Origin of the sequence: Enterobacter sp. 118C5 (assembly GCF_034107645.1) — a bacterium.
In the GTDB taxonomy this organism is placed as follows: Bacteria; Pseudomonadota; Gammaproteobacteria; order Enterobacterales; family Enterobacteriaceae; genus Enterobacter; species Enterobacter nematophilus.
In genome coordinates this window covers 63,587-87,932 of the sequence record NZ_JAWNEU010000013.1, presented here as the reverse complement: position 1 = coordinate 87,932, position 24,346 = coordinate 63,587, and the positions used below count along the sequence as shown (strand labels likewise).

20 protein-coding genes are annotated in these 24,346 nt (G+C 59.1%); 13 read left to right on the top strand and 7 right to left on the bottom strand.

From position 1 onward, the window contains the following. Positions 1–33: 33 nt before the first annotated feature. Positions 34–2,307 carry an ATP-binding protein gene (locus UTO39_RS18400; RefSeq protein ID WP_320727763.1) on the bottom strand — a complete coding sequence of 758 codons (2,274 nt, stop codon included), beginning with the start codon at positions 2,305–2,307 and terminating at the stop codon, positions 34–36. A gap of 125 nt (positions 2,308–2,432) precedes the next feature. Here UTO39_RS18400 and UTO39_RS18395 point away from each other — a divergent pair, with 125 nt between their 5' ends. From UTO39_RS18395 to UTO39_RS18370, 6 genes are all read left to right on the top strand, one after another. Then, positions 2,433–3,953, top strand: coding sequence for a sugar ABC transporter ATP-binding protein (locus tag UTO39_RS18395; protein ID WP_320727762.1), 1,521 nt, complete (start codon positions 2,433–2,435; stop codon positions 3,951–3,953). After that, positions 3,950–4,945 (top strand): ABC transporter permease subunit, encoded by a 996-nt coding sequence (locus UTO39_RS18390; RefSeq protein ID WP_023310077.1) that lies wholly within the window; start codon positions 3,950–3,952, stop codon positions 4,943–4,945. Before UTO39_RS18395 ends, UTO39_RS18390 begins: the two co-directional genes overlap by 4 nt. A gap of 30 nt (positions 4,946–4,975) precedes the next feature. After that, positions 4,976–5,917: an ABC transporter substrate-binding protein gene (locus tag UTO39_RS18385; RefSeq protein WP_028015197.1), complete on the top strand. Its 942-nt coding sequence runs from the start codon at positions 4,976–4,978 to the stop codon at positions 5,915–5,917. Positions 5,918–6,031: 114 nt separating this feature from the next. Beyond that, positions 6,032–6,718: a D-lyxose/D-mannose family sugar isomerase gene (locus UTO39_RS18380; protein WP_151412715.1), complete on the top strand. Its 687-nt coding sequence runs from the start codon at positions 6,032–6,034 to the stop codon at positions 6,716–6,718. A 10-nt stretch (positions 6,719–6,728) separates the two neighbouring features. Next, entirely contained in the window at positions 6,729–7,589 is an 861-nt protein-coding gene (locus tag UTO39_RS18375; RefSeq protein ID WP_266179905.1) for a ketose 1,6-bisphosphate aldolase, read from the top strand. Beyond that, the gene (locus UTO39_RS18370) at positions 7,589–8,593 is read left to right on the top strand and encodes a carbohydrate kinase family protein (RefSeq protein ID WP_320727761.1); all 1,005 of its coding nucleotides are present in this window, start codon (positions 7,589–7,591) and stop codon (positions 8,591–8,593) included. The genes UTO39_RS18375 and UTO39_RS18370 overlap by 1 nt, the downstream gene beginning before the upstream one ends. On the opposite strand, the gene UTO39_RS18365 is transcribed toward UTO39_RS18370, so the two are convergent. Continuing rightward, positions 8,590–9,321 carry a response regulator transcription factor gene (locus UTO39_RS18365; protein ID WP_320727760.1) on the bottom strand — a complete coding sequence of 244 codons (732 nt, stop codon included), beginning with the start codon at positions 9,319–9,321 and terminating at the stop codon, positions 8,590–8,592. The two genes, UTO39_RS18370 and UTO39_RS18365, sit on opposite strands and share 4 nt — an antisense overlap. A 258-nt stretch (positions 9,322–9,579) precedes the next feature. Here UTO39_RS18365 and fdhF point away from each other — a divergent pair, with 258 nt between their 5' ends. From fdhF to UTO39_RS18350, 3 genes are all read left to right on the top strand, one after another. Next, positions 9,580–11,727: a formate dehydrogenase subunit alpha gene (fdhF, locus tag UTO39_RS18360; protein WP_080442041.1), complete on the top strand. Its 2,148-nt coding sequence runs from the start codon at positions 9,580–9,582 to the stop codon at positions 11,725–11,727. A 320-nt stretch (positions 11,728–12,047) separates the two neighbouring features. Continuing rightward, positions 12,048–12,200, top strand: a complete 153-nt coding sequence (locus UTO39_RS18355) for a Hok/Gef family protein (protein ID WP_151412713.1) — start codon at positions 12,048–12,050, stop codon at positions 12,198–12,200. A 121-nt stretch (positions 12,201–12,321) separates the two neighbouring features. Next, positions 12,322–12,996: a tetratricopeptide repeat protein gene (locus tag UTO39_RS18350; RefSeq protein WP_320727759.1), complete on the top strand. Its 675-nt coding sequence runs from the start codon at positions 12,322–12,324 to the stop codon at positions 12,994–12,996. 53 nt (positions 12,997–13,049) lie between these two features. On the opposite strand, the gene gltP is transcribed toward UTO39_RS18350, so the two are convergent. Beyond that, positions 13,050–14,363: a glutamate/aspartate:proton symporter GltP gene (gltP, locus tag UTO39_RS18345; protein WP_028015187.1), complete on the bottom strand. Its 1,314-nt coding sequence runs from the start codon at positions 14,361–14,363 to the stop codon at positions 13,050–13,052. 423 nt (positions 14,364–14,786) lie between these two features. On the opposite strand from gltP, the gene acs reads away from it, so the two are divergent. The 3 genes from acs (at position 14,787) to actP (ending at position 18,840) form a co-directional block, all read left to right on the top strand. Continuing rightward, complete coding sequence (acs, locus tag UTO39_RS18340) at positions 14,787–16,745, top strand: acetate--CoA ligase (RefSeq protein WP_320727758.1); 1,959 nt, start codon at positions 14,787–14,789, stop codon at positions 16,743–16,745. A gap of 134 nt (positions 16,746–16,879) precedes the next feature. Then, the gene (locus tag UTO39_RS18335) at positions 16,880–17,194 is read left to right on the top strand and encodes a DUF485 domain-containing protein (RefSeq protein WP_266179906.1); all 315 of its coding nucleotides are present in this window, start codon (positions 16,880–16,882) and stop codon (positions 17,192–17,194) included. Beyond that, complete coding sequence (actP, locus tag UTO39_RS18330) at positions 17,191–18,840, top strand: cation/acetate symporter ActP (protein ID WP_151412711.1); 1,650 nt, start codon at positions 17,191–17,193, stop codon at positions 18,838–18,840. Before UTO39_RS18335 ends, actP begins: the two co-directional genes overlap by 4 nt. Before the next feature lie 32 nt (positions 18,841–18,872). On the opposite strand, the gene UTO39_RS18325 is transcribed toward actP, so the two are convergent. Together UTO39_RS18325 and UTO39_RS18320 are read right to left on the bottom strand one after the other, a co-directional pair. After that, positions 18,873–19,562, bottom strand: coding sequence for an LrgB family protein (locus tag UTO39_RS18325; RefSeq protein WP_061099540.1), 690 nt, complete (start codon positions 19,560–19,562; stop codon positions 18,873–18,875). Beyond that, on the bottom strand, positions 19,555–19,965 hold the full coding sequence (locus UTO39_RS18320) for a CidA/LrgA family protein (RefSeq protein WP_061099541.1): 411 nt from the start codon (positions 19,963–19,965) through the stop codon (positions 19,555–19,557). Before UTO39_RS18320 ends, UTO39_RS18325 begins: the two co-directional genes overlap by 8 nt. 102 nt (positions 19,966–20,067) lie before the next feature. On the opposite strand from UTO39_RS18320, the gene UTO39_RS18315 reads away from it, so the two are divergent. Continuing rightward, positions 20,068–20,949 (top strand): LysR family transcriptional regulator, encoded by an 882-nt coding sequence (locus UTO39_RS18315; RefSeq protein ID WP_151412710.1) that lies wholly within the window; start codon positions 20,068–20,070, stop codon positions 20,947–20,949. A 94-nt stretch (positions 20,950–21,043) separates the two neighbouring features. Here UTO39_RS18315 and UTO39_RS18310 read toward each other — a convergent pair whose 3' ends face one another. Further along, positions 21,044–22,690, bottom strand: a complete 1,647-nt coding sequence (locus UTO39_RS18310; protein WP_061099543.1) for a Na+/H+ antiporter — start codon at positions 22,688–22,690, stop codon at positions 21,044–21,046. A gap of 150 nt (positions 22,691–22,840) precedes the next feature. Further along, on the bottom strand, positions 22,841–24,190 hold the full coding sequence (gene ghxP, locus UTO39_RS18305; RefSeq protein WP_061099544.1) for a guanine/hypoxanthine transporter GhxP: 1,350 nt from the start codon (positions 24,188–24,190) through the stop codon (positions 22,841–22,843). Positions 24,191–24,346 lie beyond the last annotated feature (156 nt).

The window sequence follows — 24,346 nt, the reverse complement described above, 5'->3', positions numbered from 1 at the left end:
GGCTCTTGATGAATTCCTAAATATTACCGCTTATCAACAGACCTTCCGCAGCGCCTGCGCCAGCTGCTGGCGGGTAAACGGCTTACGCAACAACTGAACGTCCGGCAGCTGCGGGTTATGCGCCGGGCGCAAATCCTGCCCGCTGATCAGCAGCACCGGAAGCTGCGGATAATGACTGCGCACATGGTTAATCACCTCAGCCCCGCTCAGGCTTCCGGGCAGCATCAGGTCGCTGATAAACATGCCAATATCCGGCGACGCTGCCAGCATGCTCAGGGCCTGTTCGCCGCTGTCCGCTTCGAGCGTCAGGTAGCCAAGCTGATGCAGCTGTTCGCACAGGGTCTGACGAACGTCCGCCTCATCTTCCAGCACCAGTACGAGCCGCTCGTTATCCACGGACGTTGTGGCAGCCAGCGCTACATCCTCCGATACGGCGGGCAGCGTCGAGCGCGGGAGGTGCAGCCGCACGGTTGTTCCCTGTCCCGGCGCGCTTTCGATCTCTACCCGCCCCCCGGACTGACGCACAAAACCGTACACCATCGACAGGCCCAGCCCGCTGCCGCTTCCGGTCTGCTTGGTGGTGAAAAACGGTTCAAAAACCCGGGACTTCACCTCCTGCGACATCCCGCTGCCGCGGTCGATGACCTCCAGCGCCACCATATCCTGCCTGCGTCCGTCGCTGCGGGTCACGCGCTGGTTCCAGGTGCGAATTTTAATCGCCCCACTCTGGCCTTCCATCGCATCCCGGGCGTTCATCACCAGGTTGATAATGGCATTTTCCAGCTGGCTGACGTCAATCCACGCGGGCCATGCCGGGGTTTGCGCTTCAATCTCCAGGGTAAGCGTGGCGGGCAGCGAGTGGCGCATCAGTTCACGGAGGTTTTCCAGCAGGGGCAGCATCTCTACCGCATGCGGCGTCAGGGACTGTTTGCGGGAAAACGCCAGCAGGCGCTGGGTCAGCAGCGCGCCGCGTTCGGCCGCCTTCAGCGCACGGGTAATGCGCGGCGCGTCGTTTGATTCAGGGTCGGTAAGCTCGAGGCTGCCGATAATCACCGCCAGCAGGTTGTTAAAATCATGCGCCAGCCCGCCGGTCAGCTGTCCAACGGCCTTCATCTTCTGGCTGTGCAGCAGCGCCTCTTCCAGCCCCTGACGCTCGATGCGGTCGATCTCCATCTGCGTGGTTTTCTCTTTCAGCAGACGCGTGGTGTGTTCAAGCGAGGCGGTGTTGCGGGCAAAAACGTTAAACGCGCGCGCCAGCTCGCCCAGCTCGTCGCGCCGCTGAAGGGCGGGCACCGACACATCCTGTTCACCGTGGGCAAGTCGCGACATCGCCCGGGAGATGGCCGTCAGGTTGGAGCCCAGATTGCGGTAGATATACCAGCAGGCGCAGCCGGTGATAACCAGCGCCAGCACGGCGAAGATGCTGATAAACACGCTGATGGATTGCAGCTCGTGATGGCTCTGGGCCGTGCGAAGCCGGGAGGCCTGCGCCACCTGCTCAACGTACTGATTAATATCGCTATTAAGGATGGCCACCAGCGCCTTGATGTGGAACATATACCAGCTGATGGACAGATCGCTCTCCTCCAGCTGCTTCGACAGCGGGGCAAGCTTGCGCAGCTCGGCGTTAAAATCGGGCAGAACGCCCTCCACGACCGGCTGTATGGCGCTCCGTGGCAGCGCGGCGGTCACAGCGTCCAGCTGCTGAATGGTCGCGCGCGGCGAAGGCGTATCAATGGCGGCCACGATCAGCCGATCCATCTCCATCAGCTGCCGCGCGTCAGGCACGTTGCTGCCGAAGCGGCGGTTGATGTCCTGCAGATGGCGTAAATAGCTCTGGCTTTGATAGAGCGAGCTCAGCAGCGCGTTACGCTCAAGATGCCGCTTTTGCCCGCGCTCCAGCATCTCCGTTACGCTTTGCTGTAATTCATTGCTTCTGCGAATAATCCGCGCCACCAGCGCCGGCTCCTGCTGCGCCAGCGGGGCATCGGCAAGCTGTTCCAGCGAGCGGCGCAGCGCCGTTTGCATCTGCTTCAGCCGCTCGGCCTCGCCTTTGTACTCCAGTGCCCCCACCACCTGAGAAAGCCGCACCGCCGCCGTTGCGACGTTGGCCGTGTCGCGCGCGAGGTTCATGCTGCCGGTCATGTCGTCCAGCGTTTGCTGCTGCACCTGCTCCTGGATCTGGCTGGCGTGACGAAAGCCGAGCACCGCCACGCCGCTCACCATCAGCGTAACGGCGACCACCAGCAGATTAAAAATCAGCAGGCGACCGCGGGCGCTGGTGAAGAACGGGGGGCGTGAAGACATGTTGACTCCGTAACTGTGATCCACATTCGCTATTCATAACTATGACAAATATGAACAGCTTCTGACATTTTGCATTTACGCACCTGTGATGAAGTGCAGATATCGACATTCACAGGAGATCCGCCATGAGCAGAACCCCGGTTTTAGAGATGCGCCACATTGCCAAAACCTTTGGCAATTTCCACGCGCTCAAGGGCGTAGATTTGACGGTCTTCCCCGGTGAGATCCACGCGTTGATGGGTGAAAACGGCGCGGGAAAAAGCACGCTGATGAAGATCCTCGCGGGGGCCTATACCGCCACCAGCGGCGAGATCCTGATCGACGGTCAACCGTTTCACATTAAAGGTCCGAAGGACGCGCTGGCCGCAGGCATCACACTGATTTACCAGGAGATGCAGCTCGCCCCCAATCTGACCGTGGCCGAAAATATCTTCCTCGGCAGCGAGCTGTCGCGCGGCGGGCTGGTGCAGCGCAAGGAGATGGCCGCCCAGGCGCAGGCGGTGATTGACCGTCTCGGCGCGCAGTTCAGCGCCACCGACCTGGTGATGAAGCTGACCATCGCCGAACAGCAGCAGGTGGAAATCGCCCGCGCGCTGCACCGCAACAGCCGCATCCTGGTGATGGACGAACCCACCGCCGCCCTCTCCTCCCGCGAAACCCACCGCCTGTTCGAACTGATTTTGCGCCTGCGCGATGAGGGCATGGCGATTATCTATATCAGCCACCGCATGGCGGAAGTGTATGAACTCTCAGACCGCGTCAGCGTTCTGCGCGACGGGCAGTACGTCGGCAGCCTGACGCGCGACAAACTCAACGCCTCCGAGCTGGTGAAAATGATGGTGGGCCGCCCGCTCAGCGATCTGTTCAACAAAGAGCGTGATATCCCTCTCGGCAGCCCGCGTCTCAACGTACACCACCTCACGGACGGTAAAAAAGTGCAGCCGTGCAGCCTGCAGGTGCGCTCCGGCGAAATCGTCGGGCTGGCGGGGCTGGTCGGGGCCGGACGTTCCGAGCTGGCGCAGCTGATTTTCGGCGTGCGCAAGGCCACGGGCGGAATGATTGAGGTCGACGGCGAGCCGGTGGTGATCCACTCCCCGCGCGCGGCCATTGAAAACGGCATCGGTTTTCTTACCGAGAACCGCAAGGAGCAGGGGCTGTTTCTGGAGCTGGCGGCGCAGGAGAACATCACCATGGCGACGCTGGAGCGCGACGCCACCTTTGGCATGCTTAACCGCAAAAAAGCCCAGTCCATTTCCGACGACGCTATCGCCCTGCTAAACATCCGCGTGCCGCATTCTCAGGTGCGCGCGGGCGGGCTCTCCGGCGGCAACCAGCAAAAGCTGCTGATCTCCCGCTGGGTGGCGATTGGCCCGCGCATTCTGATCCTCGACGAACCCACGCGCGGGGTGGACGTCGGCGCCAAAAGCGAGATCTACCGCATCATGAACCAGATGGCGCGCAAGGGGGTGGCGATTCTGATGATCTCCAGCGAGCTGCCGGAAGTGGTGGGGATGAGCGACCGGGTGTACGTAATGCGGGAAGGCAGCATCGCGGGTGAACTGCACGGGCGCGACATCTCTCAGGAAAACATTATGACGCTGGCAACCGGCGTAAACGACACACATCATCAGGCGGTGCAATCATGACAACTCCAACCCATCCGCAGCAGGTGGCGAAATCCGCCTCCGCCAAAAAAATGCTGATGAGCGATCTGATGCAAACGGTCGGCATTTTGCCGATTTTAATCCTGATTGTGGCGGTGTTTGGCTTTATCGCCCCGAACTTCTTTACCGAAAGCAACCTGCTGAACATTACCCGTCAGGCGTCGATCAACATCGTGCTGGCGGCGGGGATGACCTTCATCATCCTGACCGGCGGGATTGACCTCTCCGTGGGCTCGATTCTGGGCACCACGGCGGTGGCGGCGATGGTGGTCTCGCTTATCCCTGAATTCGCGATGCTCTCCATTCCGGCGGCGCTGATGCTCGGCATGGTGCTGGGGCTGTTCAACGGCGCGCTGGTGGCCTTCGCCGGGCTGCCGCCGTTTATCGTCACGCTCGGCACCTATACGGCGCTGCGCGGCGCGGCCTACCTGCTGGCGGACGGCACCACGGTCATTAACTCCAACATCAGCTTCGAGTGGATCGGCAATAACTATCTCGGCCCCATTCCGTGGCTGGTGGTCATTGCCCTGGCGGTGATTGCGGTGTGCTGGTTTATCCTGCGCCGCACCACGCTCGGCGTTCATATCTACGCGGTCGGCGGCAACATGCAGGCGGCGCGCTTAACCGGCATCAAGGTCTGGCTGGTGCTGCTGTTTGTCTACGGCATGAGCGGCCTGCTCTCCGGCCTCGGCGGGGTGATGAGCGCCTCGCGCCTCTACAGCGCCAACGGCAACCTCGGCACGGGATACGAGCTGGATGCGATTGCGGCGGTGATCCTCGGCGGCACCAGCTTCGTCGGCGGGATCGGCACGATCACCGGCACGCTGGTGGGGGCGCTGATCATCGCCACCCTCAACAACGGCATGACGCTGATGGGCGTCTCCTACTTCTGGCAGCTGGTGATCAAAGGGGCGGTGATCATCATAGCGGTGCTGATCGACAAATACCGTACCCGACACCATCAAAGTGCATAACAACAATACCCTACAAGCGAGGAAGACAAGATGCGTTTGAAACCCTTAGTGACCGCGCTCTGTGCTGGCGCGCTGCTTGCCGCAACGCCGTTTGCGCAGGCAAAAGATCTGAAGTCCATCGGCGTGACGGTGGGCGACCTGGCTAACCCGTTCTTCGTGCAGATCACCAAAGGTGCCGAGCTGGAAGCGCGCAAGCTGGCGGGCGATAACGTCAAGGTGACGCTGGTCTCCAGCGGTTACGATCTGGGCCAGCAGGTGTCGCAGATCGATAACTTCATCGCCGCGAAGGTGGACATGATCATCCTCAACGCCGCGGACTCCAAAGGGATCGGCCCGGCGGTGAAGCGCGCTAAAGAGGCGGGGATCGTGGTCGTGGCGGTGGACGTGGCGGCGGAAGGGGCCGATGCAACCATCACCTCCGATAACACCCAGGCGGGGGAAATGGCCTGTAAGTACATTACCGACCGCCTGAAAGGCAAAGGCAACGTGGTGATCATCAACGGACCGCCAGTCTCTGCGGTGCAAAACCGCGTGGAAGGCTGCCAGACGGAATTCAAAAAACATCCGGACATCAAGGTGCTCTCGGACAACCAGAACGCCAAAGGCAGTCGTGAAGGCGGGCTGGAAGTGATGACCTCTCTGCTGGCGGCTAATCCGAAGATCGACGGCGTATTCGCAATTAACGATCCGACGGCGATCGGTGCCGATCTGGCGGCGAAACAGGCCCAGCGCAACGAGTTCTTTATCGTCGGCGTGGACGGTTCCCCGGACGGTGAAGAGGCGCTGAAGCGCGAAAACTCCCTGTTCGTCGCGACCCCGGCGCAGGATCCGCAGGTGATGGCGGCGAAGGCGGTGGAGATCGGCTATGACATTTTGCAGGGCAAACCTGCGCCAAAAGAGCCTGTGCTGATCCCGGTGACGATGATCGATAAAAAGAACGTCGGCACGTATAAGGGGTGGACGGTTAAATAACACCCCTCACCCTAACCCTCTCCCCAAAGGGGAGAGGGGACGATTACACCCTCTCCCCTTTGGGGAGAGGGCCAGGGTGAGGGGCAAGGTTTAGCACATAACTCCGGGAGTCCCATGAAACGCTCCGACATCAATGAAATTCTCGGCCATACGCGGCAGTTCTTTTCCATGCACGACGTGCATCTCCCGCCGTTTGCCAGCTTTCCGCCGACCAAATGGCAGCAGCTCGATCGGGCTGCGTGGCAGGAGGTGTTCGACCTCAAGCTCGGCTGGGACGTGACGGCGTTCGGCGGCAACAGCTTTGCCACCCAGGGCCTGACGCTGTTTACCCTGCGCAACGGCTCGCCGAACGGTGCACCGTATGAGAAATGCTACGCCGAAAAAATCATGCACGTTCGCGACGGCCAGGTGACGCCGATGCATTTTCACTGGCGCAAGCGGGAAGACATCATCAACCGGGGCGGCGGGAATCTGATTATTGAGTTATGGAATGCCGGGATGCATGAGGAGACTGAAAACACGGACGTGACCGTCACGATTGACGGCTGTCGGCAAACCCACGCGCCCGGCAGCCAGCTGCGCCTCACACCAGGGGAAAGCATCTGTCTGACGCCCGGCCTGTACCACAGCTTCTGGGGCGAACGCGGCTTCGGCGACGTGCTGGTGGGCGAAGTGTCGTCGGTGAATGACGACGAGCACGACAACCACTTTTTACAGCCCATTGCCCGCTATAACAATATCGAAGAAGACGAACCGGCGGTGCTGGTGCTGTGCAACGAGTACAACCTGTTTCAGAGATAAGGAGTGAATGATGCCACTGATTTCTCTTGCCGACGGTCTTGAGCACGCCAGGAAACATCGCTACGCGCTGGGCGCGTTTAACGTGCTCGACTCCCATTTTCTGCGCGCGCTGTTTGCCGCCGCAAAGCAGGAACGCTCGCCGTTTATCATCAACATCGCCGAAGTGCACTTTAAGTATGTGTCCCTGGATTCGCTTGTCGAAGCGGTTAAGTTCGAAGCCGCCCGTCACGATATTCCCGTGGTGCTGAATCTCGACCACGGCCTGCATTTCGAGGCCGTAGTGCGCGCCCTGCGCCTGGGGTTTAGCTCGGTGATGTTCGACGGCTCGACGCTGAGCTACGAGGATAACGTTCGCCAGACCCGGGAAGTAGTAAAGATGTGCCACGCGGTGGGCGTCTCGGTAGAGGCGGAGCTGGGCGCGGTAGGCGGGGATGAAGGCGGCGCGCTGTACGGGCATGCGGACGAAGCGTTCTTTACCGACCCGCAGCTGGCGCGGGAGTTTGTCGATAAGACCGGCATCGACGCGCTGGCCGTCGCCATCGGTAACGCGCACGGGAAATACAAAGGCGAACCGAAGCTCGATTTCCCGCGCCTGGACGCCATTCGTCAGCAGACGGGGCTGCCGCTGGTGCTGCACGGCGGATCCGGGATTAGCGATGCCGATTTCCGCCGCGCCATCGAGCTGGGCATTCATAAAATCAACTTCTACACCGGCATGTCGCAGGCCGCGCTCGCTGCCGTCGAGCTGCGCATGGCGAACCGCCAGCCGCTCTATGACGAGTTTGCCGAACTGCTGCTGGGGATAGAAGAGGCGATAACCGATACGGTCGCCGAACAGATGCGCATCTTCGGCAGCGCGGGGCAGGCATAATGGAACGCAAAGGCATCATCGCCGCAGGCAACATGCTGGTGGATCACGTCCACCAGATCGTGCAGTGGCCGGAGCGCGGCTGGCTGGCGGAAATCACCCACAGCGAACGCTCCACCGGCGGCGCGCCGCTGAACGTGCTGCTGACGCTGGCGAAAATGCACGCTGGCCTGCCGCTACAGGCGGTGGGGCTGATTGGGGAAGACGGCGACGGGGATTACATTCTGGCGATGCTCGACCAGTATCACGTTAACCGCCAGCGGGTGCAGCGCACCACCTTCGCCCCGACCTCCATGTCGCAGGTGATGACCGATCCCAGCGGACAGCGCACCTTTTTCCACTCGCCGGGCGCCAACCGCCTGCTGGATCTTCCCGCCTTCGATCGTCTCGACGGATCGATGAAGATCTTCCATCTCGGCTACCTGCTGCTGCTCGACAGCCTGGATATGCCGGATGAGGAATTTGGCACCCGCAGCGCGCGGCTGCTGGCGCAGATGCGCGAGCAGGGATATGAAACCTCCCTTGACCTGGTGTCCCGCAAGGGCGACCCGCGCTACCAGCCGCTGGTGCTCCCTGCCCTGCGCCATCTTGATTATCTGGTGATTAACGAGCTGGAAGCCGGGGAGTTTAGCGGGCTGGAGATGCGCGACGGCAGTGACGCGCTGAACATCGCCCATATCGCGGAAGCCGCCGCGCAGCTGCTGGCGGCAGGCGTTCGCCAGCGGGTGGTGATCCACTGCCCGGAAGGGGCATGGGGTGAAGCCCCGGGAGAAGCAGGCAAATGGGTTCCGTCGTGGAGGCTGGAGCAGAACGAGATTATCGGCAGCGTCGGCGCGGGCGACGCCTTTTGCGCGGGCTTTTTATACGGCTGCCATGAATCGCTGTCGCTAACGGAGAGCATTTATCTGGCGCACGCCTGCGCGCGGGCCAGCCTGCTGGCGGCCAATGCGATTGACGGCGCGAAAACGCTGGCCGAACTGCAGCTGTTTATTAAAGAGAATACTTAGGCCGCTTTCTCGCTATGGGACACATCGGCGGCAAAAACGTAGCCCAGCCCGCGTATGGTTTTGATAAGCGCAGGCTGATGCGGGTTAGCTTCAATTTTCCGGCGCAGGCGCATGATCAACACGTCAATCGTGCGGTCGAACACCTCGGTACTTTCGCTGTGGGTGAGCTCAAGGAGCTGCTCGCGGCTCAGTACCCGGCGGGCATTCTGCGTGAGCGCCAGCAGCAGGCCATATTCACCCTGAGTCAGTGGCACGACGTTACGCTGCGGATCAATCAGTTCACAGCGGGTGGTATCCAGCGTCCAGTCGTTAAAGGTTATCCCCGCCGCGCGCGGCATAGGCGTTTCTGCCGCCAGCGCCCCGGTACGTCGCAGCACGGCTTTAACCCTAGCCACCACCACGCGAGGATTAAACGGTTTGCCAATATAATCGTCGGCCCCCATCTCCAGCCCCACCACCACGTCTGATTCACTGCCCAGCCCGGTTAACATGATCACCGGCAGCGCCGGGCGCTGCTTTTGCAGCTGCAGCAAAACCTGTAATCCGTTGATATCCGGCAGCATCATATCCAGCAGAACAAGCGCGATAGCCGGCTCCTGCTGGACCTGCCGCAGCGCATCCTGACCGTTATGGCAGACAAGCACGCTGAAGACGTGCTCGCTCAGCACGTCCTGCAGCAGTTCGCAGACTGCCATATCGTCATCGACCACCAGTATCGCCGGTTTCATGATATGCTTCCGTCAGGGGATTATGTTAAGTCTGAACCATTCTGCCGTCGGCTCCAGTGAAATGGTTTTTTCCATGACGGAAATTCAACCCATGTCACATCCGCTGCCCATTCGACACGTCAATTTTGACGATTGCCGGCCTTTCGTCAGGGATTTCGCCAGAAAATCGCCCATCAAGCCCTGCGGTAACCACATTAAAAACATGGCATAGAAGCTGCATTAGTCGGTGCGAAAGATTTGATTAACTGGAGCAGACTGATGAAAAAAGTCGTCACGGTTTGCCCTTATTGTGCCTCAGGTTGCAAGATCCACCTGGTGGTCGATAACGGCAAAATCGTCCGGGCGGAGGCCGCGCAGGGGAAAACCAACCAGGGCACGCTGTGCCTGAAAGGGTACTACGGCTGGGATTTTATTAACGATACCCAAATCCTCACCCCGCGCCTGAAAACCCCTATGATCCGCCGCGAGCGCGGCGGCAAGCTGGAAGCCGTCTCCTGGAACGAGGCGCTGGACTACGTCGCCACGCGCCTCGGCGCCATTAAGGCCAAGTATGGCCCGGATGCCATTCAGACCACCGGCTCCTCACGCGGGACCGGGAATGAAACCAACTATGTGATGCAAAAATTCGCGCGCGCCGTTATTGGAACCAATAACGTCGACTGCTGCGCTCGCGTCTGACACGGCCCATCGGTTGCAGGTCTGCACCAGTCGGTCGGTAACGGCGCAATGAGTAATGCCATCAATGAGATAGATAACACCGATCTGGTGTTCATCTTTGGCTATAACCCGGCGGATTCTCACCCTATCGTCGCGAATCACGTTATTCGCGCTAAACAGAACGGGGCGAAAATCATCGTCTGCGATCCGCGCAAAATCGAAACCGCGCGCATTGCGGATATGCACATCGCGCTGAAAAACGGCTCGAACATCGCGCTGTTGAATGCGATGGGGCACGTCATTATTGAGGAGAACCTGTACGACCAGGCGTTTGTCGCGAGCCGTACGGAAGGCTTTGAAGAGTATCGGAAAATTGTCGAAGGCTATACGCCGGAGTCGGTAGAAGCGATCACCGGCGTCAGCGCGCAGGAGATCCGTCAGGCGGCGCGGATGTATGCCGGGGCGAAAACCGCCGCCATCCTGTGGGGCATGGGCGTGACCCAGTTCTACCAGGGCGTGGAAACCGTGCGCTCCCTGACGAGCCTCGCGATGCTGACCGGGAACCTGGGCAAGGCGCACGTCGGCGTTAACCCGGTTCGCGGCCAGAATAACGTCCAGGGTGCCTGCGATATGGGCGCACTGCCGGATACCTATCCGGGCTACCAGTACGTGAAGTTCCCGGAAAACCGCGAGAAGTTCGCGAAGGCCTGGGGCGTGGAGAGCCTGCCGGCACACACCGGCTATCGCATCAGCGAGCTGCCGCACCGCGCGGCGCACGGCGAAGTGCGTGCGGCCTACATCATGGGTGAAGATCCGCTCCAGACCGACGCCGAGCTGTCTGCGGTGCGCAAAGGCTTTGAGGATCTGGAGCTGGTGATTGTCCAGGATATCTTCATGACCAAAACCGCGGCGGCGGCGGATGTGATTCTCCCGTCGACTTCCTGGGGCGAGCATGAGGGCGTCTACACGGCGGCGGACCGCGGCTTCCAGCGCTTCTTTAAGGCGGTTGAACCGAAGTGGGATCTGAAAACGGACTGGCAGATCATCAGCGAAATCGCCACCCGCATGGGCTACCCGATGCACTACAACAATACCCAGGAGATCTGGGACGAGCTGCGGCACCTGTGTCCGGACTTCTACGGTGCCACCTATGAAAAAATGGGTGAGCTGGGCTACATCCAGTGGCCGTGCCGGGACGAGTCGGAGGCCGATCGGGGCACGTCGTACCTCTTCGCAGAGAAGTTCGACACCCCGAACGGTCTGGCGCAGTTCTTCACCTGCGACTGGGTCGCGCCGATCGACAAGCTCACCGACGAGTATCCGATGGTGCTCTCTACCGTGCGTGAAGTGGGCCACTACTCCTGCCGTTCAATGACCGGCAACTGTGCCGCGCTGGCGGCGCTGGCGGACGAACCGGGCTACGCGCAGATCAACACCGCCGACGCGGAGCGCCTCGGCATCGAGGATGAAGCGCTGGTGTGGGTGAATTCGCGCAAGGGCCGCATCATTACCCGCGCGCAGGTCAGCGACCGTCCAAACAAAGGGGCGGTCTATATGACCTACCAGTGGTGGATTGGTGCCTGTAACGAGCTGGTGACGGAGAACCTAAGCCCGATAACCAAAACGCCGGAGTATAAATACTGCGCCGTCAACGTGGAGCCGATTGCGGATCAGCACGCGGCGGAACAGTATGTGATCGACGAATATAACAAGCTGAAAGCACGGCTGCGTGAAAGCGCAATGGGTTGAAGCCGTTAATTAATCGTTGAATAAAGGGAGTGAGTTATTCACTCCCTTTTTATTTCCGCTTAAAACATTAAAAATATCAATTATTATTCTGGAAAGCGGCTCGCAAAATAATGTAATTCGCGCAGGAAAGAATTACATCTTTGCATTTTAATTCAGAGGGATAAGATGTGCGGCGGGTGCTTAAGACTTTCTGTCTTGAGCATTGTTGAGGGACAGAAAGTGGAAAGCCCCGGGAAATTTTCATTCACCCGAGGCTACCCCTCAACTACCAACAGGTTGAGCGTAACCTCTTATTCTTTTTTTGACAAGGAGTAAAAGGCATGACGCCATTAAAAGCTGCGTTAGGCATCGTCTTTATTATCTGCCTGACGATAGTGATTTTTACCTTTATTACTCGCGGTAGACTCTGCGAGTTTTCAATAAAGAGTGAACATCAGGAGGTGGCGGCGAAATTAGCCTGCTTGGCAGGCTAACCTCTACGGGCGGAATCACGGTTCCGCCCGGCTTGTAGGATGCTGAGGTCTTAATGCACCCATTTTTTTCTTTTGCTACCGCGATTATACTGCGCGGCGTGTACCCAGATGATAAGAATCCATGAAAGCCATTTTTCTGTTGTTATTATTTTTTACGTCGTTCGCCCGCGCGGATGAGATAGGCAGCCAGTACCAGAAGCAGGCGGAAGCCGGCGATGCCCGCGCCCAGTATTATCTCGCCGATACGTACTTCAGCTCCGGTGACAAAAAGCAGGCCGCGCTGTGGGCCGAGAAAGCCGCGAAAGGCGGTGATGTCGACGCCATGGGATTACTCTCGCAGATCCTCTTTACGCAGGGGGATTACGCGCAGGCTAAAGCGCTGGCGCAGCAGGCCACCATCGCCGGCAGCAAGCGCGGCACAATTATGCTGGCGCGCATTCTGGTGAATACGCAGGCGGGTAAAACCGACTATCCTCAGGCCATCAAGCTCCTGCAAACGGCGACCGAAGATATCGACAACGACTCGGCGGTCGATGCGCAGCTGCTGCTGGGGCTGATTTATGCCAACGGCGTAGAAGTGGCGCAGGATGACGTACAGGCGGCATCTTGGTTTAAGCGTAGCTCGTCTCTGTCACGTACTGGCTATGCGGAATACTGGGCAGGAATGCTGTTCCAGCAGGGTGAGAAAGGCTTTATCACGCCCAATAAACAGAAAGCGCTGTACTGGTTGAACCTGAGCTGTACGGAAGGGTTTGATACGGGGTGTGAAGAGTTTGATGCGTTGAGCGGGGAGTAGAATCCCCCTCACCCTAACCCTCTCCCCAAAGGGGAGAGGGAAGAATCGTTACATCACTGGTCAGCCGTTTTATCAAAACGACCCAGCACCTCGCGTTCATACGCCAGCGCTTTTTTACGGTCGAATTTGTGTTCCCACTTGGCGATAACCAGCACCGCCAGCGCGTTACCCACCACGTTCAGCGCCGTACGCGCCATGTCGAGGATACGGTCCACACCGGCAATAAATGCCAGACCTTCCAGCGGAATACCGACGCTGCCAAGCGTCGCCAGCAGCACCACGAAGGAGACGCCCGGCACGCCTGCGATACCTTTAGACGTCACCATCAGGGTCAGCACCAGCACGATCTCTTGCCACAGCGACAGGTCAATGCCGTACAGCTGCGCAATAAAAATAGCGGCGATACTCTGGTACAGCGTTGAACCATCGAGGTTAAAGGAGTAGCCGGTCGGTACCACGAAGCTGGTGATAGACGCTGGGGCACCGTAGGCCTCCATTTTCTCAATAATGCGCGGCAGCACGCTCTCGGAGCTTGCCGTCGAGTACGCCAGAATCAGCTCATCCTTCAGGATACGAATCAGGATCCAGATGCTCAGCCCGCACAGGCGCGCCACAATGCCCAGCACCACCAGCGCGAAGAACAGGATCGCGAAGTGCACCAGAATCACCAGCTTCGCCAGCGGCCACAGGGAGGCAAAACCGAAGTTCGCCACGGTCACTGCGATAAGCGCGAACACCCCGACCGGCGCGTAGCGCATCACCATATGGGTCACTTTGAACATGGTTTCGGAGATAGAGCGGAACACGGTGACCAGCGGCTCGCGGTGCGTCGCCGGCAGGGAGGAAAGCCCCAGACCAAACAGCACCGAGAAGAAGATGATCGGCAGCATCTCGCCTTTCGCCATGGAAGCAATGATGTTGGTCGGCACCAGCGACAGGATAGTCCCCATCAGACCGTGGGAATGGCTCTGCACGTCAGCGGTGGTGCTTTGGTATTTCGAAATATCCACCGTAGCCAGCTGCGACATATCGATCCCGGAGCCCGGCTGGAACACGTTCGCCAGCGTAATGCCGAGGATAATCGCAACCGTGGTGATCACTTCGAAATAGAGAATGGTTTTCGCGCCGATGCGTCCTAACTGCTTTGCATCGCCGACGCCCGCGATACCGACCACCAGCGTCGAGATCACAATCGGCACCACAATCATCTTAATCAGATGAATAAAAATATCGCCTGCCGGAGAGAGCAGGTTCGCAATCAGCCATTCGCGGCTGTCGCTATGATAATGAAGATAACTGCCCAGCAAAATGCCCAGCACAAGGGCCAGCAGGATCTGCCAGGCCAGGCTGACTTTCAAATTTTTCATAGAAACTGACTTCCTCAATGAAATCTCCGTACCAGCAAAACTGCATGAATATGGAGACATACTGAAAGGGTATGAATTGTGTTGCGTTGGTTTATGGGATTTTTTAACGCGGCGTATGAGTATCATCTGCGCTACCTGTTGCGCAAGCCTTAAAGAACGACGCATTTCACTACCAAAAGCGGTTATGACGCGAGTTTGTCATAATTCTGATAAATAACCTTTTGTTATAAAAACGCTTTTTTATAAAGAATTGTGAATAATCGATGGCGTGAATTATTTCCCTTCAAAGTTTCATTCGCTCAATTTTCAGCCTGTTCAAACAATGCGTGATCTGTCGCCCAAATAATAAACAAAGCTTGTAAAGCCCCTACTATTAACGTTTTTGCGACATATTATTAACATCTTACAAGGAGAAAAAAAGCCATGAGCCAAATACACAAACACGACATTCCCGCAAACATTGCGGACCGTTGCCTGATCAGCCCGGAGCAGTACCACGAGAAATATCAGCAATCTGTTACTAACCCGGACGCCTTCTGGGGCGAGCAGGGTCACATCCTTGACTGGATCAAACCTTATCAGAAGGTAAAGAACACCTCTTTCGCGCCGGGCAACGTCTCCATTAAATGGTATGAAGACGGCACGCTGAACCTGGCGGCGAACTGCCTGGACCGCCATCTTGCCGAACGCGGGAATGAAACGGCCATTATCTGGGAAGGTGACGATGCCTCTCAGAGCAAACACATCTCTTATAAAGAGCTGCACCGCGACGTCTGCCGCTTTGCCAACGTTCTGCTGGAAACAGGCATTAAAAAAGGCGATGTGGTCGCTATCTACATGCCGATGGTGCCGGAAGCGGCGGTGGCCATGCTCGCCTGCGCGCGCATCGGCGCGATCCACTCCGTTATCTTCGGCGGCTTCTCGCCGGAAGCGGTTGCCGGACGCATCGTTGACTCTAACTCGAAGCTGGTGATCACTGCCGACGAGGGCGTGCGCGCCGGACGCGGTATCCCACTGAAGAAAAACGTCGACGAAGCGCTGAAAAACCCGAACGTCAAAACGGTCAGCAACGTCATTGTCCTTAAGCGTACCGGCGGCAAGATCGACTGGAACGAGGGGCGAGACCTGTGGTGGAGCGACCTGATTGAAAACGCGAGCGACCAGCATCAGCCTGAAGAGATGAACGCGGAAGATCCGCTGTTTATTCTTTACACCTCTGGCTCAACCGGTAAACCGAAAGGCGTTCTGCACACCACCGGCGGCTATCTGGTCTATGCGGCCACCACCTTCAAATACGTTTTCGACTACCATCCTGGCGACATCTACTGGTGTACCGCCGACGTGGGCTGGGTGACCGGCCACAGCTACCTGCTGTACGGCCCGCTGGCCTGCGGCGCAACGACGCTGATGTTTGAGGGCGTACCGAACTGGCCGACCCCGGCGCGCATGTGTCAGGTGGTCGATAAGCACCAGGTCAACATTCTCTACACCGCGCCAACGGCGATCCGCGCGCTAATGGCGGAAGGTGATAAAGCCATCGAGGGCACCGACCGCTCTTCACTGCGCATCCTCGGCTCCGTGGGCGAACCCATTAACCCGGAAGCCTGGGAATGGTACTGGAAGAAGATCGGCAACGAGAAGTGCCCGGTGATGGACACCTGGTGGCAGACCGAAACCGGCGGCTTCATGATCACCCCGATGCCGGGCGCAACGCAGCTGAAGGCCGGCTCGGCAACCCGTCCGTTCTTCGGCGTGCAGCCTGCGCTGGTGGATAACGAAGGCAATCCGCAGGAAGGCGCCACCGAGGGCAACCTGGTGATCGTCGATTCCTGGCCGGGCCAGGCGCGCACCCTGTTCGGTGACCACGAGCGCTTCGAGCAGACCTACTTCTCGACCTTTAAAAACATGTACTTCAGCGGCGACGGCGCGCGTCGTGACGAAGACGGTTATTACTGGATCACCGGACGCGTGGACGACGTGCTGAACGTTTCCGGTCACCGTCTGGGCACGGCGGAGATTGAGTCCGCGCTGGTATCACATCCGAAGATTGCCGAAGCGGCGGTTGTGGGCATTCCTCACAACATCAAAGGCCAGGCGATTTACGCCTACGTCACCCTGAACCACGGCGAAGAGCCATCGCCGGAGCTGTATACCGAAGTGCGCAACTGGGTCCGTAAAGAGATCGGCCCGCTTGCCACGCCGGACGTGCTGCACTGGACCGACTCGCTGCCGAAAACCCGTTCTGGCAAGATTATGCGCCGTATCCTGCGCAAAATCGCGGCGGGGGACACCAGCAACCTTGGTGATACCTCGACGCTTGCGGATCCTGGCGTGGTGGACAAACTGCTCGAAGAGAAGCAGGCCATCGCAATGCCTTCCTAATATTTTCTCCCTCTCCCCGTGGGAGAGGGCCGGGGTGAGGGCATCAGACCGCACCTTCCTCCCCTCCCCCTAACCCACACCCCAAAGAGGAGAGGGGATAAAACAAACCAACCTTACCTCTGGAGATTTCTGTGATGAATCATGATATTTGTCAGCAGATAGAGAATAGTGCGCACTACAGGGAGCTCGTCGATAAACGGCAACGGTTTGCCTTCTTACTTTCTATCATCATGCTGATTATCTACGTCGGCTTTATTCTGCTGATCGCCTTTGCGCCGCACTGGCTGGGCACCCCGCTGCATGCGGGTACCAGCGTCACGCGCGGCATTCCGATTGGCATTGGCGTGATTGTGATTTCATTCTTGCTGACCGGCGTATACGTCTGGCGCGCCAACGGTGAATTCGATCGTCTCAATAAAGCGGTACTGCAAGAGGTAAAAGCATCATGAAGCGAGTTCTGACGGCGCTTGCCGCCACACTTCCCTTTGCTGCAAGCGCGGCGGATGCCCTTACCGGCGAAGTCCAGCGCCAGCCAACTAACTGGCAGGCGATTGTGATGTTCCTGATTTTCGTGGTGCTGACGCTGTACATCACCTACTGGGCGTCGAAACGCGTGCGCTCCCGTAACGATTACTACACCGCGGGCGGCAATATTACCGGCTTCCAGAACGGGCTGGCGATTGCGGGTGATTTTATGTCTGCCGCCTCGTTCCTCGGGATCTCCGCGCTGGTCTACACCTCCGGCTACGACGGGCTGATCTACTCCCTCGGCTTCCTCGTCGGCTGGCCGATCATTCTGTTCCTGATTGCCGAGCGCCTGCGTAATCTCGGTCGCTATACCTTTGCCGACGTGGCCTCATACCGCCTGAAACAGGGCCCTATCCGCATGCTCTCCGCCTGTGGCTCGCTGGTGGTGGTGGCTCTTTACCTGATTGCCCAGATGGTGGGGGCAGGCAAGCTGATCGAACTGCTGTTCGGCCTGAACTACCACGTCGCGGTGGTGCTGGTGGGCGTGCTGATGGTGATGTACGTCCTGTTCGGCGGCATGCTGGCGACCACCTGGGTGCAGATCATCAAAGCGGTGCTGCTGCTGTTCGGCGCCAGCTTTATGGCCTTTATGGTGATGAAGCACGTCGGCTTTAGCTTCAATAATCTGTTTACCGAAGCGATGGCTGTCCACCCGAAAGGGGAAGCGATCATGAGTCCTGGCGGGCTGGTGAAAGACCCGATTTCCGCGCTCTCTCTCGGTCTCGGCCTGATGTTCGGTACCGCTGGCCTGCCGCATATTCTGATGCGCTTCTTTACCGTGAGCGATGCGCGTGAAGCGCGCAAGAGCGTCTTCTACGCCACCGGCTTTATGGGTTACTTCTACATCCTGACCTTTATCATCGGCTTCGGCGCAATCATGCTGGTGGGGGCGAACCCGGCGTTTAAAGACGCGGCGGGCGCGCTGATCGGCGGTAACAACATGGCGGCGGTGCACCTGGCCGACGCGGTGGGCGGCAACCTGTTCCTCGGCTTTATCTCCGCCGTGGCCTTCGCCACCATCCTTGCGGTGGTGGCAGGGCTGACGCTGGCGGGCGCGTCTGCGGTATCGCACGATCTCTACGCCAACGTCTTCCGTAAAGGCGCGAGCGAGCGCGATGAGCTGAAGGTCTCCAAAATCACCGTGCTGGTGCTGGGCGTGGTCGCCATTCTGCTGGGGATTTTGTTCGAGAAGCAGAACATCGCCTTTATGGTGGGGCTGGCCTTCTCGATTGCGGCAAGCTGTAACTTCCCGATCATTCTGCTCTCTATGTACTGGTCCAAACTGACCACCCGTGGGGCGATGATTGGCGGCTGGCTGGGCCTGCTGACGGCGGTGATCCTGATGATCCTCGGCCCGACCATCTGGGTGCAGATCCTCGGTCACGAAAGCGCTATCTTCCCGTACGAGTACCCGGCGCTGTTCTCTATTGCCGTGGCGTTTATCGGTATCTGGGTCTTCTCGGCCACCGACAACTCGCCGGAGGGTAACCTGGAGCGTGAGAAGTTCCGCGCCCAGTTTATCCGTTCACAAACCGGCCTGGGCGTCGAGCAGGGCCGCGCGCACTAAGCCTTTCTCCCCGGTCATTCTGGCCGGGGAGCTTAAAACATCACCCACGCCACCAGCGGCGCAATCAGTACCATTGTCACGCCCGAGAGCATCATCACCAGGCTTGCAACGACCCCTTCCTGCTGACCCAGCTCATACGAACGCGCCGTCCCCGCGCCGTGCGACGCCGCGCCAAACCCTGCCCCTTTCGCCATCCCTTCCCGAATAGAGAGCCGCAGGAACAGCACATCCCCCACCGCCATGCCAAAGACGCCCGTGACCACCACAAACAGCGCCACCAGATCCGGCTGCCCGCCGAGCGGTTTGGCGGCCGCCAGCGCAAACGGCGTGGTCACCGAGCGTACGGCCAGGCTGCGCTGGATTTCATCAGGCAGCGTAAACAGCCGCGCCAGCCAGACCGAGCTGCACACCGCCACCACCGTGGCGGTGACGACGCCCGCGCTGAGCGACATCCAGTGGCGTTTAATGATTTTCAGGTTGTCATACACCGGCACCGCAAAAGCGATGGTCGCCGGGCCGAGCAGCCACAGGAGCCAGTGGGACTCACCAATGTAGTTCTGCCAGGAGATATGGCCGAAAACCAGCATCAGCACCAGCAGGATGGGCGTGAAGACCAGCGGCATCAGCGGCAGCGCGCGGAAGCGGCGGTACAGGCGCTTGTTGGCAAAGTAGATGACGACCGTCGCAATCAGGCACAGCACGCTAATCTGAAAGTTAGTCATGCTTCTGCCTGCTGATTTCAAACCGATACACTTTATCCACCACCCAGGCGGTGGCGCCCAGCACCATCAGCGTGCTCAGGGCGATAACCGCGAAGATGCGCCAGCCGTCGACCATCAGCAGCTGCGCATAGTTCACCACGGCGACCACGGCCGGAACGAAGAACAGCAGCATCTCCGCCAGCAGCCAGCGCGCGCCGGCCCGCACCCAGCTAAGGGGTAACGCACGTGAGAGGATCAGCGTCAGCATCAGTACCATCCCCACCAGGTTGGCGGGTAAAGGCAGGTGCAGCCAGTCGACAAGGTATTCCGCAAAAACAAACAGTCCCGCGTAGAGCAGTACCTGAACCGGGACCTGGAGTCGTTGCACAACGGCAGGCGTAACACGGCTTAACGCCACGGCCATGGGGGTTTTCCTCAGAAATGAGACGAGGCGCCAGTATAGTGAGCGTACGTCATCGACTGAAATGAATTAAAATCATCGAAGGTATAGTTTCGAGGAATAATCATGGACATAAGAACGCTGCGCTATTTTGTCGAGGTGGTTCGCCAGCAAAGTTTCACCCGCGCAGCGGAGAAGTTGTTCGTTACCCAGCCGACCATCAGCAAGATGCTGAAAAACCTCGAAGATGAGCTGAACTGTACCCTGCTGATCCGCGACGGACGCAAGCTGCTGCTAACGGATACCGGACGCGTGGTGTTCGAGCGCGGGCTGGCGATCCTGGCGGAGTTCCGCCAGCTTGAGGCCGAGCTTGCGGACATCAACCATCTGACTAAAGGGCTGTTACGCCTGGGCATTCCGCCGATGGTCGGCATGATGATGGCCGGGCCGATTAGCCTGTTCCGCCAGCGCTACCCCGGCGTTGAGCTTAAAATTTCTGAATTTGGCGGCCTGACCGTGCAGCAGGCGGTGATCAACGGCGAGCTGGACGTGGCGATGACCGCCCTTCCCGTGGAGGAGGAGAGCGGCCTGGCGACGCTGCCGCTCTTTAGCCACCCGCTGTGCGTGTTGGTGCCCCGCTCCGGCGACTGGCTGAAGATAGACTCGGTGAAGCCCGAGCTTCTCGGCGAACATCCCCTGCTGATCTACAACGAAGACTTCGCCTTAAGCCGCCAGCTGATGACCCTGTTTAACCACCATAACGTGAAGCCGCGCATTGCGGTGCGCAGCGGCCAGTGGGATTTCCTGGCGGCGATGGTGCAGGCGGGCGTGGGGATTGCCATTCTGCCGCAGCCGATTTGCGAGCGGCTGGATAAAAACACGCTGCGCTGGATCCCGCTGGAGAGCGATCTGCACTGGCAGTTGGGGATGATTTGGCGTGAAGGAGTGTATTTATCACAGAGCGCGCAGGCGTGGCTGCAATGCTGTGAGGGGTTTTGGGTGCCCTGACCCCTCACCCCAACCCCTCTCCCCATAGGGGCGAGGGGCTCGATCGGTTCCCTCTCCCCTATGGGGAGAGGGTTAGGGTGAGGGGCAAAGCGCGCTACTGATTCTCTATCAACAACGCTTCCAGCAGGTCCAGATCGTGCAGCAGCTTTTGCAGCGTCTCGTTGCTGATCTGACGCGTCGCGCGCAGGTGGTATAGCTCGGCGCGCTCTGAGCGCAGCGCCGCCAGGCGGAAGCGGCGCTCCAGGTTCTCCTCCTGCAGCGAACTTTCCACGTCGTTACGCCCGTCGGCGCGGCGGCGCAGGTTACCTATCACGCGTGAACTGACTTCCTTCAGCAGCTGGTTATCAATGTTCTCTTCGGCATCGGCGGCCAGGCGCTCCTCCATCTTCTCGATGGCCACAATCGCCACTTCCGCCGTGGCCGCGCGGGCAATCCGCTCCTCTTTGTGCTGTTGGGTCGAGTCACCGGCATCAATGTGCTGGAGTAAAATCGGCAGCATAATCACGCCGACAAACAGCGAGAAGAGGATCACGCCCGCCGCAAGGAACACCAGCTCGTAGCGCGCCGGGAAGACGTCGCCCGTCGGCAGCAGCAGCGGAATAGAGAGCACACCGGCGAGGGTAATTGCCCCGCGCACGCCCGCGAAGGAGGCAATCAGCAGCTCGCGCGTGGTCCAGGAGCCGAACTCCATCGGCTTTTTGGTCAGGAAGCGCATGCTGAATTTTTTCATCGTCCACAGCCAGCCGAAACGCACCAGCATCAATGCCATGTAGATCAGCACGATATCGGTAAACAGCATCCAGACTTCAACGTTTGGATCCGCCTCCGCCGCGATCAGCGAGGACTCCATAATGCCCGGCAGCTGTAGGCCCAGCAGCAGGAATACCATGCCGTTGAACACGAATTCCAGCATCGCCCAGGTGCTGTTGGCGCGCAATCGCATCGCCAGCGGCGCGCGGCGCATTACGCCGGAACGGGTGATGGTCATCCCCGCCGCTACCGCCGCCAGAATGCCCGAAACGCCGATATGTTCAGCGATCAGGTAAGAGGCAAACGGCAGCAGGAACAGCAGGACGATCTGCGTTGCCGGTTCATCGCCGCCCCAGCGGCTGAGGAAGCGCAGCGAGCGGCCGTACAGCCAGCTCACCACGAAGCCCGCGAGGATACCGCCAATCGCCACCTTGAAGAATTCCAGGGTCGCGCCACCCACGGTAAAGATCATCGTTCCCATGGCAACCGCCACGGCAAACTTCAGGGCGACCAGACCGGAGGCGTCGTTCATCAGCGCCTCGCCCTGCAAAATGCCCATGATTTTCTTCGGAATACGCCCTTCACCCACAATGCCGGAAAGCGCCACGGCGTCGGTAGGCGACAGCACGGCGGCCAGCGCAAAGGCGGGGATGAGCGGGATACCCGGTACGGTCCAGTAGATCAGGAAGCCAATCCCGACCACGGTCACGACGACCAGCGCCAGCGCCAGGCCGAGGATCTCTCGACCGTGTTCCAGAAACTCGCGCGTGGGGGTTTTCCAGCCATCGGCAAACAGCAGCGGCGGGATAAACAGCACGAGGAACAGTTCCGGATCGAACTCCACGTGCAGACCGAACGTCGGCCACGCCAGCAGCGCACCGATAGCTATTTGCATTAAAGGCAGGGGGACCTGGAAGGGCAGTACGCGTGTGACCACCCCGGATAACGAGACCACAAGGGTCATGATGAGTATTGTGAAGAAGATTTCCATGCGTTCCCTGTTTGCTGTGTTACTTATGTACTACGGAAGGCGTCGTGCCTTTTATTCTATCTTCTCCAGAGTAACGCAAAAGGCAACGGGATGAGTCCTGAAAATAAAAACGGGCAGCCTGAGCCACCCGTTTTCGCATCAATGGATAACTCAGATTGCCCAGCCGCCCGCGTAGAACGCCACCAGCGCAACGGCGATCACCACGGTACCGATGTTCAGCTTGCGCCACTCACCGGAGACCAGACGACCAATCACCAGCGAGGCGAAGCCGATCATGATGCCGGTCACGATGTTACAGGTCAGGACGATAAACACCGCGGTAATCAGGCCGGACATCGCATCCACGAAGTCCGCAAAGTCGATTTTCGCCACGTTGCTCAGCATCAGCAGGCCGACGTACATCAGCGCTGGCGCGGTCGCGTACGCCGGGACCAGGTAAGAGAGCGGAGAGAGGAACAGGATCAGCAGGAACAGCACGCCGACGGTGATCGCCGTCAGGCCGGTTTTACCGCCTGCCGCCGTACCCGCTGCGGATTCGATATACACCGCCGCAGGCGCTGCACCCACCAGACCAGAGAAGACGCTGCTCAGGGAGTCGGTGGTCAGCGCTTTGCCGCCGTCGATAATCTGACCGTCTTTATCCAGCAGGTTGGCCTGACCGGCCACCGCGCGGATGGTCCCGGTGGCGTCAAACACCGCGGTCATCACCAGCGCCAGCACGCTAGGCAGGATCACCGGGTTCAGCGCGCCGACGATATCCAGGCTGCCGATCAGGGAGTTGCCTTTGTCATCGCTCAGGGACGGCATGGCGAAAATACCGGAGAAGTGGACGGTCGGATCGAAAATCAGGCCGACGATGGACACGCCGATAATGGTCAGCAAAATGCCGCCCGGCACTTTCAGTTTTTCCAGGCCGATAATCACCGCCAGCCCCACCAGCGACATGATCACCGGGAAGCTCGCGAAGTGACCGAGCGCTACCGGCAGGCCGTCCAGCGGGTTCTTAATCACCAGGCCAACGCCGTTGGCGGCAATCAGCAGCAGGAACAGGCCGATACCGATACCGGTGCCGTGCGCCACGCCCTGCGGCAGGTTGCGCAAAATCCAGCTACGGATGCCGGTGGCAGAAATAACGGTAAACAGTACGCCCATCAGGAACACGGCGCCGAGGGCAACCGGTACGCTGATCTGCTGGCCCAGCACCAGGCTGAACGCAGTAAAGGCGGTCAACGAGATGGCGCAACCAATCGCCAGCGGCAGGTTCGCCCACAGGCCCATTACGATGGAGCCCACGCCAGCCACCAGGCAGGTGGCGACGAAGACAGCCGCAGGCGGGAAGCCCGCCTTGCCAAGCATGCCCGGCACCACGATGACGGAGTAAACCATCGCCAGAAACGTGGTCAGACCGGCAACGACTTCCTGGCGCACGGTGCTGCCACGAGCCGAAATTTTAAACATGGCGTCTAATGAACCGCCGGTACGCGCAGATGGCGTAGACATAGAAACATCCCCTGAGAGTTTTTATAGAACGTTCATAAGCGTGGTGGAGACACCGCTGCCAGCTAAACGTCAAATCCGTGTGTTGCGTATGCGACGAAAGGGCGTCACAAAAAAGCAAACGTTTAGCTCCGCGCTTATAAAACGGGTGGTCAAATT